This is a genomic window from Pseudomonas sp. Bc-h (assembly GCF_002080045.1).
GTDB lineage: Bacteria > Pseudomonadota > Gammaproteobacteria > Pseudomonadales > Pseudomonadaceae > Aquipseudomonas.
In genome coordinates, this window is record NZ_MUIN01000002.1 from 1 (window position 1) to 17,510 (window position 17,510).

Annotated in this window: 14 protein-coding genes and 3 pseudogenes; 9 read left to right on the top strand and 8 right to left on the bottom strand. The window is 58.1% G+C overall.

The features are described from left to right. The 5 genes and pseudogenes from BWR59_RS02105 to BWR59_RS31860 all read left to right on the top strand — a co-directional run. On the top strand, window positions 1–451 hold a 451-nt coding region (locus tag BWR59_RS02105), incomplete at its 5' end, for a DcrB-related protein (protein ID WP_143490742.1). Further along, window positions 448–1,095, top strand: a pseudogene (locus BWR59_RS02110) (PAAR domain-containing protein); the annotation flags it as partial. The gene BWR59_RS02105 and the pseudogene BWR59_RS02110, both read left to right, overlap by 4 nt. A gap of 281 nt (window positions 1,096–1,376) precedes the next feature. Further along, a pseudogene (locus BWR59_RS32730) lies at window positions 1,377–2,084 on the top strand (type IV secretion protein Rhs); the annotation flags it as partial. Window positions 2,085–2,095: 11 nt separating this feature from the next. Beyond that, window positions 2,096–2,782, top strand: a complete 687-nt coding sequence (locus tag BWR59_RS31855; protein ID WP_143490743.1) for a hypothetical protein — start codon at window positions 2,096–2,098, stop codon at window positions 2,780–2,782. 206 nt (window positions 2,783–2,988) lie between these two features. Continuing rightward, a pseudogene (locus tag BWR59_RS31860) lies at window positions 2,989–3,216 on the top strand (hypothetical protein); the annotation flags it as partial. Window positions 3,217–3,271: 55 nt separating this feature from the next. On the opposite strand, the gene BWR59_RS02135 reads toward BWR59_RS31860, so the two are convergent. Then, window positions 3,272–4,174 (bottom strand): AraC family transcriptional regulator, encoded by a 903-nt coding sequence (locus BWR59_RS02135; RefSeq protein ID WP_081564004.1) that lies wholly within the window; start codon window positions 4,172–4,174, stop codon window positions 3,272–3,274. Between the two features lie 125 nt (window positions 4,175–4,299). Between BWR59_RS02135 and BWR59_RS02140 the strand changes: the two genes are divergently transcribed. Further along, on the top strand, window positions 4,300–4,800 hold the full coding sequence (locus tag BWR59_RS02140; protein WP_081564005.1) for a hypothetical protein: 501 nt from the start codon (window positions 4,300–4,302) through the stop codon (window positions 4,798–4,800). 93 nt (window positions 4,801–4,893) lie between these two features. Here BWR59_RS02140 and BWR59_RS02145 read toward each other — a convergent pair whose 3' ends face one another. The 4 genes from BWR59_RS02145 to BWR59_RS02160 form a co-directional block, all read right to left on the bottom strand. Continuing rightward, a complete protein-coding gene (locus BWR59_RS02145; RefSeq protein WP_081564006.1) occupies window positions 4,894–5,325 on the bottom strand; it encodes a nuclear transport factor 2 family protein in 432 nt (143 codons plus the stop codon). Between the two features lie 89 nt (window positions 5,326–5,414). Continuing rightward, window positions 5,415–6,830, bottom strand: a complete 1,416-nt coding sequence (locus BWR59_RS02150) for an MFS transporter (protein ID WP_081564007.1) — start codon at window positions 6,828–6,830, stop codon at window positions 5,415–5,417. A 414-nt stretch (window positions 6,831–7,244) separates the two neighbouring features. Next, window positions 7,245–8,549 carry a site-specific integrase gene (locus tag BWR59_RS02155; RefSeq protein ID WP_143490744.1) on the bottom strand — a complete coding sequence of 435 codons (1,305 nt, stop codon included), beginning with the start codon at window positions 8,547–8,549 and terminating at the stop codon, window positions 7,245–7,247. Between the two features lie 101 nt (window positions 8,550–8,650). After that, complete coding sequence (locus BWR59_RS02160) at window positions 8,651–9,571, bottom strand: alpha/beta hydrolase (RefSeq protein WP_081564008.1); 921 nt, start codon at window positions 9,569–9,571, stop codon at window positions 8,651–8,653. A gap of 178 nt (window positions 9,572–9,749) precedes the next feature. On the opposite strand from BWR59_RS02160, the gene BWR59_RS02165 reads away from it, so the two are divergent. The 3 genes from BWR59_RS02165 (at window position 9,750) to BWR59_RS02175 (ending at window position 14,757) form a co-directional block, all read left to right on the top strand. After that, on the top strand, window positions 9,750–10,718 hold the full coding sequence (locus BWR59_RS02165; protein ID WP_081564009.1) for a helix-turn-helix domain-containing protein: 969 nt from the start codon (window positions 9,750–9,752) through the stop codon (window positions 10,716–10,718). 231 nt (window positions 10,719–10,949) lie between these two features. Beyond that, window positions 10,950–13,349, top strand: a complete 2,400-nt coding sequence (locus BWR59_RS02170) for a DUF3772 domain-containing protein (RefSeq protein ID WP_081564010.1) — start codon at window positions 10,950–10,952, stop codon at window positions 13,347–13,349. A 166-nt stretch (window positions 13,350–13,515) separates the two neighbouring features. Continuing rightward, entirely contained in the window at window positions 13,516–14,757 is a 1,242-nt protein-coding gene (locus BWR59_RS02175; protein ID WP_081564011.1) for a DUF1835 domain-containing protein, read from the top strand. 62 nt (window positions 14,758–14,819) lie between these two features. Here the strand turns inward: BWR59_RS02175 and BWR59_RS02180 are convergent, their stop codons facing one another. The 3 genes from BWR59_RS02180 to BWR59_RS02190 all read right to left on the bottom strand — a co-directional run bounded on the left by BWR59_RS02180 (window position 14,820) and on the right by BWR59_RS02190 (window position 17,503). After that, the gene (locus BWR59_RS02180) at window positions 14,820–15,353 is read right to left on the bottom strand and encodes a DinB family protein (RefSeq protein WP_081564012.1); all 534 of its coding nucleotides are present in this window, start codon (window positions 15,351–15,353) and stop codon (window positions 14,820–14,822) included. A gap of 117 nt (window positions 15,354–15,470) precedes the next feature. Continuing rightward, window positions 15,471–16,844 carry an ATP-binding protein gene (locus tag BWR59_RS02185; RefSeq protein WP_081564013.1) on the bottom strand — a complete coding sequence of 458 codons (1,374 nt, stop codon included), beginning with the start codon at window positions 16,842–16,844 and terminating at the stop codon, window positions 15,471–15,473. Next, entirely contained in the window at window positions 16,841–17,503 is a 663-nt protein-coding gene (locus BWR59_RS02190) for a response regulator (RefSeq protein ID WP_081564014.1), read from the bottom strand. The genes BWR59_RS02185 and BWR59_RS02190 overlap by 4 nt, the downstream gene beginning before the upstream one ends. Window positions 17,504–17,510: the final 7 nt, after the last annotated feature.

Below are 17,510 nucleotides of genomic sequence, written 5' to 3' on the forward strand. Positions count from 1 at the left end.
ACGGATATCGGGCCAAGCCCTTTGTCTGTCGTTGTTGGCCGGTACGGATATCGGGCCAAGCCCTTTGTCTGTCGTTGTTGGCCGGTCGGTTGTGGAGGGTGATGCCGATCTTGAAACCGTCGCGCAGCAGCTACTCAAAGAACTAGGGAAGTCCCTCTCACATCTGCAATGGATCGAGCCACTTTTCCCGACGCAAATAGCGGGTGTTGATGCACGGCAGGTGGAGTTCAAATGGCGGCAGCAAGGTCAACCTGTACATCAGTTGCAGGTGATCTTTCTGCACCAGGACGAGCAGCAGCAACCCTTGCTGATGCAGATCACCGGGACCAGCAACGGGACTGGCGGAATGACCCCGGAAGAGCGCGCCGCGTTCTTTTCCATTATCGAAACCCTGGAGCTGCGCAGGCCTGATACACACGACTCCACCGATGGAGGGGCTGTGTCGGTATGAGTGCGGCGGCCGCTCGGGTCGACGATCCGATTGAACACTCCAGTGCACTGGGCGGGCTTCTGGCGGGGCTGGCGATTGGTGCAGGTGCCGTGCTGGTGGGTATCGTCGTTGTCGGGACCGGAGGATTAGGCGCAGTGGCGCTCGCGGCAATGGTCGGTGCAGGTGCAGCTACCGGGGCCGGTATTGGACAGTTGATCGGCAGCCTGTCATTCGCGTGTCATGACGCGGGAAAAATTTTGACGGGGTCGCCCAACGTACACGTCAATGGCAAGGAAGCGGCCCGTTGTGTATAAGAGACAGGTATTGGACAGTTGATCGGCAGCCTGTCATTCGCGTGTCATGACGCGGGAAAAATTTTGACGGGGTCGCCCAACGTACACGTCAATGGCAAGGAAGCGGCCCGKGCTCACGTCGATACCGCCCATTGCGACCAACACAGCTCAGCGCCGCAAATTCTGGCTCAGGGCAGCGACACCGTTCATATCAACGGCATGCCTGCGGCACGAGTAGGTGACCTAACTGTCTGTGACGGGAAAATCAGTGCTGGGTCTGCCAATGTTCATATTGGGGGCGGTACTGAAACCACGGATGACATCGATCCGGAAGTGCCAGCATTGCTGGAACGCGCCATTATGGGACTCGGCCTCGCCGGGGTCTGCCAATGTTCATATTGGGGGCGGTACTGAAACCACGGATGACATCGATCCGGAAGTGCCAGCATTGCTGGAACGCGCCATTATGGGACTCGGCCTCGCCAGCGCCTTCGTACTAGCCAGCCCCGTAATAGTCATCGCAGGCYTGGTGGGAGGTATAGCGGGTGGCTTGGGCGGTAATTGGGCCGGGGGAAAGTTATTCGGCGAGGGCTCCGATGGTCAGAAGCTGATGGCGTTTGGTGGGGCGCTGTTGGGTGGCGGGTTAGGTGGGACTCGGCCTCGCCAGCGCCTTCGTACTAGCCAGCCCCGTAATAGTCATCGCAGGCCTGGTGGGAGGTATAGCGGGTGGCTTGGGCGGTAATTGGGCCGGGGGAAAGTTATTCGGCGAGGGCTCCGATGGTCAGAAGCTGATGGCGTTTGGTGGGGCGCTGTTGGGTGGCGGGTTAGGCGCTAAGGGCGGGAAGTGGTTTGATGCGCGGTATGAGATCAAGACGCAGGGGCTGGGGTCGAATTTTGGGAATGTTAAAATCTCAAGGCGACCGAGTATGCCTCCGGCAAGCGCTAGAGGGGTGTCTCCAGAGACTTACCAGAAGTTGAGGGCTAGAACACCAAGTAAAGAAATACAGGCTATGGTAAATAAGGGCATCGTACTCCCTATGAAAGATCCCGCCCTGCCGGGGCTGGAAATTACAAAACCTCTGCATGCAGACCATGTCGTTCCGATGAAGCAAATTACCCAGATGGATGGGTTTAATCGATTGAGTGTCGAAAATCAAGTCGAAGTTCTTAACTACAAACCAAACTTCTCTCCGTTGAGTGAAACTGCTAACACATCAAGGGGTGCTAAGACCTATGAACAGTGGACTAGTTACAAAAAAGGCGGTGTTGATGTTGATCCGCAATTTAGAAGTAGTATGATGGAGCGTGCGAGCAAGCTTGAAGTTGAGCTTCAAGAGAAAATTTACAGCCTACTTCCCTGAGGGGCGCTGCGATGACACTAGATGAAGTGATAGAAGCTACAAGATTAAATTTACAAGGTAACGTTTACTTCTCCCCTGAGGATTTGCCGGCAGGAACCGTTATTCCAAGTGAGTGGAAAAATTTTGGAGTGAATTCGGAGAGCGCTCCCAAATTTCCGGCGACTTGGCAAATATTTGCTGATGAGCTCCCATGGGTACTTTCTTTGCTAGAACTAGGTTTAATTGGAACTGCTGTTTGGGATGGGAACTCGCTTGAATTAATATATATTTTTCACGATGCGAACGGTCTTTATTATTACATCGGTGGGCTTCCACTTGATGCATGTCTTCCGGAAGCTGGGAGTGCACCTCCCTTTAGCGGAAAAGTTTCAGAGTTCTATCAACGTGTCCATAACGGTTTTACCTTTTTTCCGGCTCAGTCCATGGGGCCGCAGAAAATAGAAAATCTTATGTGTGTTGCAGATCTGATCGATGAAGAAGATACAACCTTTGCTTCTAGGTGGATGACTTTGTTGTCTAACGGCGGGGGGGACTACTTAGCAGTTGATTTGAATAGTTTGGATGATAAAAATGGAGTTATATGGTGGCATGAAGAACCGTTACAGCCTGAGGTCGGAGTCGGTGTGTTTGAGGTAATGGACACGTGGATGTCAATTTTTTTGGAAGATACTCAGCCTCGAGACAATGTTATCTCTTAGGGGACTGGTTTCTCCGCGTGGGGCTATGCCGAGGTCTGCGGAGCACGATTGACATGAGTTGAGCTAGCTCGTTGTTATTCGGTGACTCTGATTGAAATTAGTTCTGGGAGCGCAAACGCTAAAACGTCTATTTGATTTTTAATCCAGACAGCTCTCTCTCAATTTTTCTAATAGCCTTGCAGTCATAAAGACGTGTCGCACATGTCGAATACGTCTGTTTGAATGGCTTGGCTCGGGTCGAGCGTTTTCAGGACGGCTCAGGCAAAAGCACCTTCTACACCTACGACGACCGCGCTCACCTGATCGCGGTCACCGATGCGCTGAATCACACGACAAAGCTCGAACGCAAACCCGATGGCGAAGTGCTGCGCATCGATCATCCGGATGGCACCGCCGAGTCCTTTACCTGCAATGCTCTCGGCCAGGTTCTGACGCTCACCCGAATAGGCCCGCAAGGTCCGTCACCGGAAAAGCACCTCAAGGCGCGGTTCAATCCCGCTCCTGAATCTCACCCTGGCTGTTGTCATCCCGAGGCGAGCGGCCGAAGAACGCCTTGTAGGCGCGGCTGAAAGACGCTTCGGACTCGTAGCCAATCGCGAAACCGACTTCGCCAATGCGGCTGTTTTGCCGGGCCAACATGGTTTTCGCCAAGGTCAGTCGCCATTCGTTCTGATAACGCAGGGGCGAGCGCCCCACCAGTGTGTTGAACCGATCACAGAAGCTGGACCGCGACATGCCTGCTACCGCGGCGAGCGCGCCGATGCGCCATTGGTGTCCGGGCTTTTCGTGGATGGCCCTGAGCGTTCGGGCGATGCGCTCATCGGACAAGCCGCCGAGCCAGCCTGAGGCCATGCCGTGTTGGACCCAGGTTCGCAGGATGCGGATCACGGTCAGGTCGATGAGGCGTGACACCATCAGGGCGCCGCCGGGCTGCGTGTCATTCGCCTCGATCAGCATGAAATGCAGGATCCCTTCAGCCCATGCTGCGGCTTCGGCTTGTTTGATATGGATCAGCCACGGCATGGCGAACAGCATGGCCTGGAAGCTGCTGGCATCGAACCAGAAGCGGCAGATGACCAGCGCCGCAGGCCCCTTGGCAACGGTGATGTTCAACGACGACGAATCATGGGGCAGTAACAGAATGTCGCCCTGTTCGATGGTCTGGGTCTGGCCGTCCGCACCTGTGATGTGCAGTTGACCCTTTTGCAGAACGCAGATGTGCGAGCTTTTTTCGTCCAGTTCCAGGCGTTGGCCCTGGGCTTGTGTGGTGGAGTAGACACGGTCTCCGGTCAGGCGAATCTGTGCCAATACTTGCGAGAGCAGATCCCCCGTGGCCAGCCCCTCTAGCTGCATCTCTGGAAGAATGGTCAAGTTTTCGAGTAGATCCGTCATGTCAGTGCAGCCACGTTTTCACTAGTCTGAAGCCCCTAATCATAGCGCTTTCAATCGGTGGGTCGGCAACTGGCTGGCGTTTGCGGCGTTATGCACATCATCCAATGAAAAAAAGGAATAGCCGAATGTTCGGGATCTCTGCCCTTGGCTGGGTACACACGCTCGGGAGTCTGCCAGCCATTCCCCTGGCCGCTTACATGTTTATCAAGCACGGGCGCATCGTGCCTCGGTCACAGGCCGGAGTCGCTTATTTCGTCTCAATGCTGATCGGCGGCTTGACGGTATTTCTGGTGGCCCATCAACCCATCAGCCCGGTGATCGGCGCGGCGACCATCGTGCTGTTGCTCGCGGGTTACGCGGTGGGTTTCATGGCCTGGCTTGGGCGGGCAGGTGTGTATCTGGAGACCATTTTTTTAAGCCTGACCGCGTTCTTGCTGATGGTGCCAACCGTCTCCGAGACATTGCGCCGAGTGCCGGATGGGCACCCGATTGTCACCGACCCGAACTCACCATTGCTCAAAGGTGCGCTGGGTTTGATCGCGCTGGCGCTCGTGGTGGGTGTGGCGGCGCAGGTGCTCGCGCTGCGCAGGGAAGGTGGGCGCTTGGCTCGACGAATGCAGGGTTAGGCTAGGGGGATTTGTCGGAAGACGATAGGGGGACGCGGGGTGGTCCCGTGGAGGACAGAGCGTCCCCCACGGCGACGGGGCTGCCAGTGCTAGTCAGAACTTGAATGCCTGACGGCCGATCAGCAGCCATTGGCCTTTCTGTTTCTGCCAGATCTGGAAGTTCTCGATTTCGGTCGGGACTTCCACCCCGCTGTTCACGGCTTGAGCGGAGAAGTGGTTGCGGACCAGAGCGACGTCGCCGTCCATGGTGATTTTCTGGTTCAGCATCTGCAGTGTCTTGAAGCCGCTGCGACCGGTTTCGATGTCCGCGATGAATTCATCCTTGTTCTGTATCTTGCCGCTGGAGTGGCCATACGTGACGTTGTCCGAAGTCAGGGCGGCGAGGGCCTTGGTGTCCTTGTGCAGCATCGCCTGAGTCATCTTGTCGACTGCCTTGGCAACATCTTGCTCGTCTGCAGAGGGTGCTGCAGCGACATAGCCCGAAAACAAACACACAAAGCCCAACAGCAGTTTGGATCTGGTCATCGATATTTCCTTTTTTGTTGTAATCGGGGCGAAACGCGCCCCGCCTGTATCCACGGGGCGACCGTGGGAATTCGGTGGTGTAGGGCTGATCAAAGATCGGTGATTTCCTTATGGCGCGGGACCAGTGTCTTCATTACGGTCCATGCCACCAGGTACGCCAGTGCGCAGATTGCGAACATGATCATGTAGCCGGTGTGGATATCGTTAATCGACTTGTAATAGTCAAAGACCCAGCCGCCGATCTTGGTCATGACCACGCCACCCAGGCCGCCGGCCATGCCGCCGATGCCGACCACGGAGGCCACGGTTTTCTGCGGGAACATGTCGGAAACGGTGGTGAAGATGTTGCAGGACCACGCCTGGTGCGCGGACGCTCCGATGCCGATCAACAGCACAGGCACCCAGAAGCTGATGTAGCCCAGCGGTTGCGCGAGCAGCACCACCAGCGGGAACAGCGCGATAACGAACATGGCTTTCATGCGGCCGTCGTAGGGTTTATCGCCACGGGCCATGAAATAGCTCGGGAACCAGCCACCGCCGATACTGCCGACCATGGTCATGCTGTACAGCGCGAACAGCGGCATTACGATGGCCGAGCCTTTCATGCCGTACTGCGCGGACAGGTACGTCGGCAGCCAGAACAGGAAAAACCACCACACGCCGTCGGTCATGAACTTGCCGAAGGCGAACGCCCAGGTCTGGCGGTAGGTCAGCAGCTTGAACCACGAGACCTTTTTCACTGGCGCGCCCGGCACCGGAGCGACCTTGACCTGTTCGGCCTCGTCACTGCGGATGTAGGCCAGTTCCTCGGCGGTCAAACGTTTTTGTTGATCCGGCTTTTCGTACAGCGCCATCCACACGCCCAGCCAGACAAAACCCAGCAGGCCGATCACGATGAAGGCGGATTCCCAGCCCCACATCGCAGCGATCAGCGGCACGCAGATCGGCGCTGCAATCGCGCCGACGTTGGCGCCTGAGTTGAAAATGCCGGTGGCAAACGAGCGTTCTTTTTTGGGGAAGTATTCTGCGGTGGCCTTGATCGCGATCGGAAAGTTACCGGCTTCGCCAATCGCCAGAACGGCCCGTGACAGCATGAAGCCGGCGATGGACACCGGAATGGCGGCGAAGCCGAGCGCGGTGGTGATCGCTCCGATGCCTTGCCCCAACGGCACTGCGAACGCATGCATGACTGCGCCGGTGGACCATACGCCGATGGCGACTATGTAAGCGGTCTTGGTACCGATCTTGTCGACCACGCGGCCGGCGAAAACCATCGCGATCGCATAAACGAACTGAAACACCGACGCGATGTTGGCGTAGTCGGTGTTGCTCCAGCCAAATTGTGCCGACAGATCAGGCGCCAGCAGGCTGAGCACCTGACGGTCCAGATAATTGACCGTGGTTGCGAAAAACAGCAGTGCGCAGATCGTCCAGCGGTATTTGCCGACGGACCGGGTGGCCGCCTGGGTGAAGCTTTGCGGATGGGTAGACTCGTTCAGATTCATGGCATCACTTTTATTCTTGGAGGGGTGATGCTCTCTCGACCCATTCGGGCGAGAGCGCACGCATACGTCACCGAGGCACAGAGCCTGGCATCAGACGTCTAACAAGTGCTCGGTTTGAACGTGCGCAGGGGTGTTTCCGGGCGGACTGAACGTCCCGTGGCGGCATGAAGCCAGCGAAGGGCGGAGGGATCGGGTATACAGGGGGATAAACAAGCGAGTCGAATTCATGATAGTGACCGACATTTTTATTTTTAGGGGTGACCGGACCTGGAATTGTCTGTCGTCGTACAACGGTGTAGTTATAGCGACCGCTCCAGCAGACTGTCAACCTGTAGAAGAGTCACCGCTCGGTTACATTGATTCAGCGATGGATTCCGACCTAAGACTGACTGATTTTCGCTCTGCGGTGGCGGGTCAATTGCGCTCTTTCATGGGAAGCCGCTTGGCCGAATACGCACGCTTTTCGTCCTCGGAGTTGTAGTACACGTTTTGCGTCGTGCTGAGGCTGTTATGGCGCAAATCGACCTGCAGGTCCTTCATGTCGCGGTGAGGTGCGTCGAAGGTTGCCGACGTGTGCCGCAGCCAGTGCAACGAGGCGGCGCGCAAACGAGCGACGTCTTCATCCGACCAGCCTTCGTCCTGCATACGCTCAAGCGCACGGTCGAAAACTTCCTGAAGCAACACGCGAATATGTCGGTCCGACAATCCAGCGCGGCCCCGGCGAGTGGCAATCAATGGTGTGGTTTCCCGGAAGCCGGGCAGGGGCGATAAACCCTGATGCAACCGCCAGCGTTTCAGATAGTTTTCAATGTAGTCATCCCGCACGCTGATCTTGCCGGCCTTGTTGCCTTTGCCGACGACGTGATACCACCAGTTCCCGGCGCCATCCTGACGCAGATCACCCATGCTCGGCGTCCAGTTCTCACGACCTACAAGGTCGGAAACGCGCAGGTACATCGCGAAAATCGTCGCCACGATAAACAGCGTTCGCTCGTACTTGTCATCTTGCGCAGCCAGTTGCTCTGCGGTCTCCAGCACAAAGTCCCACTGCAACGAGGTCAGAATCCGAGTGTCTTGATCGCCCGTCGTACGTTGCTTGTATTTGCTCTTCTGTTTAACGGCCCTGAACGGGTTGTGCTCGCAGAAGCCTTCATCAATCGCGTGCTGAAAGAAGCTCCCGCAGACTGCAAAGATCTGCGCAATCGAGCCTTGCGCCGGTTTGTAGTGTTCCTGAAGAAGAGGGCGGTTCTCTTCCTTCGCTCGCTTGCGTTCTTCCTTGGAGGCTGACTGACTGAACGGCTTCCAGTCCTCGTTCAGGACGTAGCTGTCGCTGGCGGTTTTCTTGCGTGCGCCCAGCCGCGTGAAGCGGGATTTGACCACTGGCCCGACCCAGCCAGGGTCCGGCGCAAGGCAGAACTCAAGGAACTCTTCGGCATGGGTGCGGCGCATGTCCAGCAGGGGAATCCTGGCTTTGGTCAACGTCCACAGCAGCAGCCGCTCGACGTGGGTTCGGTAGGAGTTGAAAGTGGATTCATTACCCGCGTAAGACTTCAAGAAGCTGCGCACCGCACGATAACTTTCGACAGCCTGGATATCAGCGGGAAACGCCATCAGATACTGAGTGATGGCGGGCAACTCCTGTTTGAGCGAACTGAAGTTGAGCTCGCCAAAGCGTGCATAGGTTTCAAACAGTGGATGCGGTGTCGAAGGCGCTGACATAGAGCTCGCTTGGCAGGACGATGGAGAAATCCCGCGCATGATCCTCTGCGGCGGATCGGGAGGCAATATCAGGGCCTCGACAGGCTCCCACAATGTTCCATTTACTTTTGCTGACGCGCCATGAACTTGCGCGTCAGACTGGCTATCTCCTCGGTTTTCTCATCAAGGGCAAAATGACCTGCGTCCAATATATGGACTTCAGCGGCGGGTACGTCGTCCTTGTATCGCATCGCCCCAGGCACGATGAAAGAGGGGTCGTATTTTCCCCACATCACCAGCATGGGAGGTCTGTTGGCTTTCAGCCAAGCCTGCCATGCGGGATACGAAGCGACGTTGCTCTGATAGTCCAGCAGTAAGGCAGACTGTATGGCCTGCTGGCCCGGACGGGACAACGCGGCGAACTCATCTTCCCAGGTATCCGGGTTGTAGCGGTCAGGGTTCGGGCTGTCCCCCAAATGACGACGCATCGTGCCTTCATATCCAAGAAACGCCTCAGGGACTTCTGGATGATCAGAAGGGGACTTCCAGTATTCGGCGATTTTTGCCCACTTGGCCCCCAGGCCTTCAGTGTAGGCATTGGCATTCTGGATGATCATTGCCTGCACTTTCTGTGGATCGTTCAAGGCCATCCTGAAACCAACCGGGCCACCGTAATCTTGCATGAACAAGGTGTATTCATTCACGCCCAATCCGGACAGCAAGCCACTCATCGAGCGCGCCAGGTTGTCGAAGGTGTAGTGATACGTCGTGCTCGATGGCGCATCGCTTCTGCCAAACCCTGGATAGTCAGGTGCGATTACGTGGTAGCGGTCCGCGAGCAAGGGGATCAAGGAATCCCACATGCGCGACGAAGATGGAAATCCATGAAGCAGGACCAGAGTCGGTGCCCCTTTCGGACCAGCCTCTCGGTAGAAAATCTTTACCCCGTCCACGCTTGCCCAGTGATAGTGGGTCGATTGGGTGGTGTAGGGGACGGCAGCCACAGGTTCAGCGGCCTGAGTAACGCCTGTCAGCGTAGCCATAGTCGTGAGTACTCCCAGCAGGCAAAAAGTCGATAGCTTCACTTGGCGCGGTTCTCGATTCAGTGCGACTCCCGGTGAGCCGCTTGTGAGGGTGAGTCTCGGCGTAATCTCGGTATAGCACCATTGGCCCGATGGTCGATATTCGATAGGATTGGGCCAACTTTCGAGGGGTAGGCTCATGGGCAACTTACTTAAGGTGGCTGTCATCGCGTTTGACCGGATCAGCCCGTTCCATCTCTCGGTCCCCTGTCTGGTGTTTGGTAATGACCGCCGGGTGGGGGAGAAGCCGTGGTTTGATCTCGTGGTTTGCGCCGGCGAAGCAGGAACACTGAAAACCACGGCAGGATTTGCAATCCACTGTGACTACGGCCTTGAGGGAGCGGCGAACGCTGACATCGTCATCATCCCCAACTGGCGAGACGTCGCTGAACCGGCCCCGGCACCGATCATTGACGCGCTGAAATCCGCCCATGAGCGGGGAGCACTCGTGGTGGGTCTCTGTCTGGGCGCCTTTGTACTCGCACAGGCAGGCCTATTGGCCGGAAAACGGGCGACGACCCACTGGCGCTGGGCAGAGCAACTGGCGCGGGATTTTCCGGCTATCGATGTCGACCCCAAGGTTCTGTATGTCGACGAGGATCAAATCCTTACGTCTGCTGGCGTTGCCGCCGGCATTGATTGCTGTCTGCATATTGTCAGGCGTACCTATGGGCGGGACGTCGCGAACGGGCTGGCACGCCAATTGATCGTGTCTCCTCACCGGGAGGGCGGTCAGGCTCAATTTATCGATCATCCGGTCCCTCAGTACGCGAGTGACGAACGTGTCACTCAACTGCTGGATTGGCTCCGGGCACGCCTGGACCAACCTCTGACCATCGATCAGGTCTCAGACCGGCTGGCAATGAGCAGGCGCAGCTTCACCAGGCATTTCAAGCAGCTTACCGGGTCGGCATTCGGCAGCTGGGTCACGAGCGAACGGGTCAAAGCAGTTCAGCAGCAGCTCGAAACCACCGATCACAGCATCGAGATCATTGCCTTGGCGTGTGGATTTGGATCGAGCATTTCATTGCGGCAGCACTTCACTGCCGCGGTGGGTGTGAGCCCTACGAAATACCGAACCGTTTACAGGCGATCGGGTGAAAGATAGAGCCGCGAGGTCGAATCTGATGCGCGCGGATTAGCACTTCAAGCACGATGCTTAGGCCCGTTTTGTTTGCTGGGCGGCCAGATTCAGGCAGTTGCTTGGTAACGGGCCTGACGTCTGAAACAGATTAGCGGTGATGCGACCGCCACCCGACTTCCCTAAACTGGCGGTCTTCGCTATAAGCACCCCGTGCAGGCAGGCTCTCCGCGCCGCCGCCCAGAACAGGTAATGAGAATGCAGCCCGCCTTGCTGAACCGCTTTTTTGCTGGACTGCTCGTCCTGATGTCGCTGTCCGTCAGTCTTCCGGCGCTCGCTCAGTCGACGCCGGCTCCCAGTGCCGACCCGAGCGCGTTGCAGGCCCCTGATGAAGGCCCGACGCTGGACCAACTCAACGATCAACTCGATCAGATTCGGCAAAAAGTGTCCGGGAGCGCCAAGGATGATCTGCTCTCGGATTTGCGCCAGGCCGCGCTGTTGGTGCAAAAGCAGGCCGATGCGCTCATCGATCGGCAAGCCGCCAGCATCGAGCACCTGAGCGATCAACTCAACATTCTCGGTCCGGTACAGCCTGACGAACCGCAGGCCATCAGCAGCCAGCGCAAAACCCTGACGACACAGAAGAACGCCCTGGTCGATGACGAGCGCAAGACCAATACGCTGAGCCAGTCGGCCCGTGATCTGGCCAGCCAGATCTTCAGCTTGCGTCGCAGTCTCTTTGATTCGCAGATCACGACGCGCTCGGCGAGCCCGCTCAGTTCAGTGTTCTGGTCGACGATGATCCGCCCGACCGACGATGATCTGGGGCGTTTGCACGGGCTGTTGAGCGATATAGAAAGCGCCGCCAACACCGCTCTTGCGCCGGGCAAGCGCCTTTTCTTTTTCTGCGTTGTGCTTGGTGCGGTATTGATCTGGGTGGCAGGGCGTCGCCTGCTGGAGCATTTGCTGATCTGGCTGATGATCCGCTGGCTGCCCGAGGGGCGCTTGCGACGCAGTGCGTTGGCACTGACCGTCGGGCTTACCACCGTGCTGACCATCGGCGCTGCCACCTCGTTGCTGCGCTGGGGCATCGATACCAATGCGGTACTGAGCGCCGACGTGTTCAACCTGCTGAACCAGATGCAGACGCTGATCATCTTTTGCTCTTTCATTCTCGCCCTCGGTCGCGCGCTGTTGATGCTCTCTCACTCCTCCTGGCGTTTACCACCGATCCCTGACCAGATCGCCGAGGCCATTGGTCACTTTCCAATACTGCTGGCGCTGGCGCTGATGATCATCGGTACCCAGGAGCGGATCAACAGCGTGATCGCCAGCACCCTGGCGTTGACGGTGGCCGTCAACGGCCTTACCGCGCTGGCCGTTTCGCTGGTGTTCTTCTTCGCCTTGTTGCGTTATCGCCGCACTCGCCGGCGTCATGGTCTTGATCGTCTGCCGGGCTTCGCTGGCCTGATTCCCTTCGTGGTGGCCGTCTGGGTGGGGTTCAGCCTGCTTGCGTTACTGAGCGGGTACCTCACGCTGGCGTACTTCCTGACGGTGAAGCTGCTCTGGATAAGCGTTGTATCGGCTACCGGCTATTTGTTGATCGCCTGTTTCGGGGATATCTGCGAGACCCTGCTCTCGCCCAAACAACCGGGTGGCGAAGCACTGGGCGCGGCGCTGGGTCTTTCGCCACACCATCAGGCACAGGCGAGCACCGTGCTGGCGGGCATCGGCCGAACATTGCTGTTGTTCACCGCTATCGTGCTGGCCTTCATGCCGTCGGGCTCCAGTCCGGGCGAACTGCTCGAGGGCTTCACGCAGCTGGATTTCGGCAGCAAACCGCTGGGCGGCCTGAGCATCGCCCCCAGCGATATTCTGCTGGCCGTCGCCGTTCTGATCGTTGGAATGCTGGCCATTCGCGTCCTCAAGGAATGGTTGGGCGAGCGGTTACTGCCGGAAACCAACATGGACGCCGGCATGCGCGCATCGCTGGTGACGCTGGTCGGGTATATCGGCGTCGTCCTGCTCGCCATCGTTGTGATGTCCACGTTGCATGTCAGCCTGACTAACCTGACCTGGGTGGTCAGCGCGCTGTCGGTGGGGATCGGTTTCGGTCTGCAAGCCATCGTTCAGAACTTCATTTCCGGGCTGATTCTGCTCACCGAACGCCCGGTAAAAGTCGGCGACTGGGTCAGTCTGGCCGGCGTGGAAGGGGACATCCGCCGAATCAACGTGCGTGCGACGGAAATCCAGATGTCGGACCGCTCCACGGTGATCGTGCCGAACTCGCAATTCATCACTCAGAACGTCCGCAACGTGACCATGGGCAATGCGCTCGGGGTGGTCGGCATCACCCTGACCTTGCCGCTGGATACCGACGTGCTGCAAATCCGAGACCTGTTGCTGCAGGCCTTCACCGAGCATGAGGCGATTCTCGAGACGCCGGCACCCTCGGTGTCGTTCAAGGATCTGACCACCACCGGGGTGATCATCAGCGTCAGCGGCTACGTCAACAGCCCACGTTCGGTGGGTGGCGCCCGCAGCGACCTGCTGTTCACCGTGCTCGGACGCCTGCGCGAGTTAGGCATTGCCCTGTCGTCACCGCAAAGCATGGTGCTGGTCACCGAAAGCGCGGAAAAGGTGGCGCCTGAGACGTAACGGAGCGTCGACCAGTCTTTGCTTCCATCAGCCCTTCACGCTAAAGTCCGCGCTCGGGCGTTTGCTGCGCCTGCGGTCCGCGCGAAGGGGTTACCCAGGCAGGCTTCCTCAATTTTTCATTCCAGCTCCTGGCTTGTCGGCGGACCGAGCCCTGTAAGGAGTTGGCATGCCCGCCATACATACATCCCGTCACCACGGTCTTCTGGATCTACCCTCGCTGCGCAAACGCGCCAAGCGTCTTTTGAAAGCGCTGAAAACCAACGAAGCTGGCGATACCCGTGCACAGTTGCACGCGATCGGATTGCCTGGCCCTGACTATCGACTTGCTGACACACAATGGTTGGTGGCCCGCGAGGCGGGCTTCGCCAGCTGGCCGAGGCTGATCGCGCACGCAGACGCGATTGAGTTCGCCGCGCGTCATCCGGGTTTTGCAGCGACGGGTGAAGCAACGGTCCAACACTGGCGCTGCGGTAACGACATCGAGCACAGCCTGCGGACTGCCGGTTTTTCGGGTTCGTTTCAGATGTTCGATGATCCGATGGTCATGGGCCCGGTCCCCGCGTTACCTGACGATGATTACTGGGCAGTGCGCGCAGCTTTCGCAACAGAGGCATTCGGTCTGCCTGCCCGGGATATCCAACAGCGCCAGGTGATACAGCGCAAAGCACTGGCGCAACTGAATGCCGAGAGCGAGTTGGTGCTGTGGTGCGAAGCGGACGCCTACGATCAATTGTTTCTGGTGCGGCTGTTGGCAAGTTTGCCTGTTCTACCGCGCAGGCTTGAATTGATTGAAATCAACCAGGTGCCCGGCGTGGAGCGATTCATCGGTATTGGGCAGCTAGCGCCTGATCTACTGGCCTGGCTCTGGCCGCAGCGGCGTCCGTTGGGTGAAGACGCGTTGGCACTGGCCCGCGTAGCATGGACTGCCTACACAGCCCCGAACCCCAGCGAGTGGGCACAGCTGGCATCACAAACGCACTCGGTATTGCCGCTCCTCGGGCCCGCTTTGGCAAGGCAACTGCAGGAGCTTCCCGGCGCTGACGATGGCTTGAGCCTGACTCAGCGTCTGACGCTGCGTGTGCTGGCCGACCACGGCGAACTACCGTGCGGTAAAGTCCTCGGCCATCTGATGATGAGCTATGAGCCGCTGCCTTACCTGGGCGATCTGATGTTCCATGCGCTGCTGCGACCACTGATCGATGCGCCACAACCATTGGTGCATGAACAGCCGGGAGGCGAATGGCAGAGGCGTGTTGTCCGGATCACTGACTTGGGTGAGCAAGTGCTCGGGGGGCGCTCGAACTGGCTCGATCACTCGCCGGCAGAGCGTTGGGTCGGCGGGGTACGCATCGTTGCCGATCAAGCACCTTGGGTGGTGAGCGCTGAAGGTCGCGTGCGGCGTCGCTGATCAAGCAGGGTAGGGATGATCACGCCCTCCCAGGATTTTTGCCAAGAGGGAGCCGGATGCACTCAAGCATTCGGCGCTGGAAAGGTAAACCGCTCCTCGTCCCTGGATCGCAGCGCAAGGTCTCCATCGAGGTAAAACTCGTCCAGCTGCGGAGGTGCAACGTGGGTGCCTGAGAGCATCGCGTGAACCTGCCCCCGGTGATGGATCTGATGCTGGAACAGGTGCAGCAGCAGACGATCTACGCGTTCCAGTACAAGTCCCTCGGCCCGGACAACTTTCGCCTGACGAGTTAATGAATGGTCATCCAGCCTCTCGCAATAAGCGATCAGCCTGGCATCTGCGGCTGATTGAAGCTGCGCCAGTTGATGAAGCGACAAGGTTTCAGCGCGCTCTATGCGTTGACCTTCCAGATCGAACTCCAGCGCGGCGAGATAGAACAGATCTACGTCCAGGATATGCAGCAGCGTTTTTTCGATCGAAGGAAAGAAGCTGGTGCGTGTAGCCACGTATTCCTCGGGGCTTAACGCGAAGCAGGCCGAGAGCAATCGCCGATTCGACCATTGGTTGTTTTGCGCCTGCGCCAGGAAGCTGTTCATTGGGGGTGGCCTGGTGGACTCTCTTGGTGTCAATGATAGTAAGAAAGAGCGTCGCTTGAGGGCCAGATCAATCGTTGTCTTCCTGAGCGCTTTTCCGAACTTTACGGCTTCACCCGACTATTTTGCTGAGACGGGCGCCGCGAGGGTTGCAACCAGCCCTGTAGGGGCGGCATTTTCCAGTCGAACTTCGCCACCCAGTCGCCGTGCGACCGTTTGCACGATGGTCAGGCCCAGTCCGACACCCTGATCATTCCCGCTGCTGTAAAAACGCTCAAACAGCCTCTCGCGATCTGACTCACTGATGCCTGGCCCCTGATCAGCAACGCTCAACTCGAAGCGGTCATCGTCAAACGTCAATGTGACGTTGATCTGCGCCTTTTCGGGCGAAAAATTCACGGCGTTGGTGACCAGGTTTTGTAATGCGATGTCGATAGCCGCAAAGTCGGTTCTGAGTTGATGCGCCTGTTCGTTGCATTCAAAAGACAGTTCAAGCCCCCGGCTCAGTACCCAGGGCGTCATCTGCACTAGACTTTCGCGCACGGCGGCGACCAGGTCCCCTCGCTGTGTCTTCAAAGCGCCCGCGCCGGGCTCCAGGCGCGCGATTGTCAGCAGTTGATTGACCAGGCGGGTCGTACGGTCTACCCCAATGACGAGGTAGTTCAGCGACTCACGCCGCTGTTCATCGTTTTGCGCCTCGAGCACATTCTGCGCATGGACTCGGAGCACAGCGAGCGGGGTCCGCATTTCGTGGGCTGCGTCAGCGATGAAGCGGCGCTCACGGCTCAACACATCCTGAATCTGGCCCAATAGTCGATTCAGCGCAGCTTGCATGGGTTCCAGTTCGCTGGGCAGTGGCGCAAGTTGCAGAGGTTCCAGAGAGCCGGCGTGACGCCCCCGAAGCGTGGCGGCCAGATCCGCCAGTGGCTTGAGCCCCCAACCGATCGCGAGCCAGATGGCTGCCATCAACAAGAGACTGCCGATGAGGTTGGGCAGTACGGTGTGACGCACGATGCGATTGACCAGATCCGAACGCACGTCGTCGCGCTCGCCAACCCAGATCAGCAGGTTGTGCGCCTCATCTTTGAGTACAAAAGTTCGCCACTGGTGTTTTCCCAGATCGCTGATGTCGCTGAATCCGGTATAGCCCGGTGCGTGGGTAAGACTTGGGGCGCTGGGTGTATGCACCAATAAATTGCCCTGAAGATCCCACACCTGAAACGCGATCTTGCTCTCGTAAGGGTGTCCATCGACTTTTGGGTCTGCCTGGCCCAACGCCTGGTTGAACGCTTGATACAACTGGGCGTGCTCCTGCCGCGCCAATGGCATGCGCATGACCCCTTGCAGTAATCGGGCATTGGTGGCGAGTTGCGCGTCGTAGACTTCAGCGATCTCGTGGTTGCTGTCATGGACGTTGACCAGCGTCAGGATCGTCAGGCCGATGAGGACGAGGCCAATGATCAGCGTTAGTGTGCGTCGACGAATCGAGGTCAATGGCGATCCTCCACCAGATAGCCTACGCCGCGCACCGTGCGAATCAGTTCACTGGAGAATTTCTTGCGCAGGTGATGAATATGCACTTCCAGCGTGTTGCTCTCGGCTTCTTCATTCCAGCCGTAGAGCAACTGGATCAGGCGTTCCCGGGTCATCACCCGGCCTGGCGGAGACAGCAACTCGTGCAGCAGTTGATACTCCTTGGGGGTCAGGGATACGGGAGAAGCGTTGTAGCTGACCTGCTGTGTCGCAGGGTCGAGTCGGATTCCGGCATGCTCGATCGCCACTTGCGCACGCCCGGCGCTGCGCCGCAGCAGCGCGCGCAGCCGAGCCTTGAGTTCGTTGAGGTCGAAGGGCTTGATCAGGTAGTCGTCAGCACCTGCGTCGAGCCCGGCAATGCGATCTTCGGTGGCATCGCGTGCGGTGAGAACCAGAACGGGCAGGGAGGAACCGGTTTCGCGCAGGCGCCGCAGTACTGAAAGCCCGTCCAGTTTGGGCAAACCCAGGTCGAGTATGGCCAGATCGAATTCTTCGCTGAGCAGCGCATGCAGCCCGCTGCCGCCATCCTTGACCCAATCGACGGTATAGCCCTCTCGACTCAATGCCTGATGAATGCCTTCGCCCAGCGCAACATCATCTTCGATCAACAGCAGACGCATGACGGCT

Excerpts from the sequence above, each read along its gene's own strand:
- BWR59_RS02190 (WP_081564014.1), bottom strand. The coding sequence starts at position 17,503 with ATGCGTCTGCTGTTGATCGAAGATGATGTTGCGCTGGGCGAAGGCATT.
- BWR59_RS02135 (WP_081564004.1), bottom strand. The coding sequence starts at position 4,174 with ATGACGGATCTACTCGAAAACTTGACCATTCTTCCAGAGATGCAGCTA.
- BWR59_RS02145 (WP_081564006.1), bottom strand. The coding sequence starts at position 5,325 with ATGACCAGATCCAAACTGCTGTTGGGCTTTGTGTGTTTGTTTTCGGGC.
- BWR59_RS02140 (WP_081564005.1), top strand. The coding sequence starts at position 4,300 with ATGTTCGGGATCTCTGCCCTTGGCTGGGTACACACGCTCGGGAGTCTG.
- BWR59_RS02150 (WP_081564007.1), bottom strand. The coding sequence starts at position 6,830 with ATGAATCTGAACGAGTCTACCCATCCGCAAAGCTTCACCCAGGCGGCC.
- BWR59_RS02170 (WP_081564010.1), top strand. The coding sequence starts at position 10,950 with ATGCAGCCCGCCTTGCTGAACCGCTTTTTTGCTGGACTGCTCGTCCTG.
- BWR59_RS02165 (WP_081564009.1), top strand. The coding sequence starts at position 9,750 with ATGGGCAACTTACTTAAGGTGGCTGTCATCGCGTTTGACCGGATCAGC.
- BWR59_RS02175 (WP_081564011.1), top strand. The coding sequence starts at position 13,516 with ATGCCCGCCATACATACATCCCGTCACCACGGTCTTCTGGATCTACCC.
- BWR59_RS02160 (WP_081564008.1), bottom strand. The coding sequence starts at position 9,571 with ATGGCTACGCTGACAGGCGTTACTCAGGCCGCTGAACCTGTGGCTGCC.
- BWR59_RS02180 (WP_081564012.1), bottom strand. The coding sequence starts at position 15,353 with ATGAACAGCTTCCTGGCGCAGGCGCAAAACAACCAATGGTCGAATCGG.
- BWR59_RS31855 (WP_143490743.1), top strand. The coding sequence starts at position 2,096 with ATGACACTAGATGAAGTGATAGAAGCTACAAGATTAAATTTACAAGGT.
- BWR59_RS02155 (WP_143490744.1), bottom strand. The coding sequence starts at position 8,549 with ATGTCAGCGCCTTCGACACCGCATCCACTGTTTGAAACCTATGCACGC.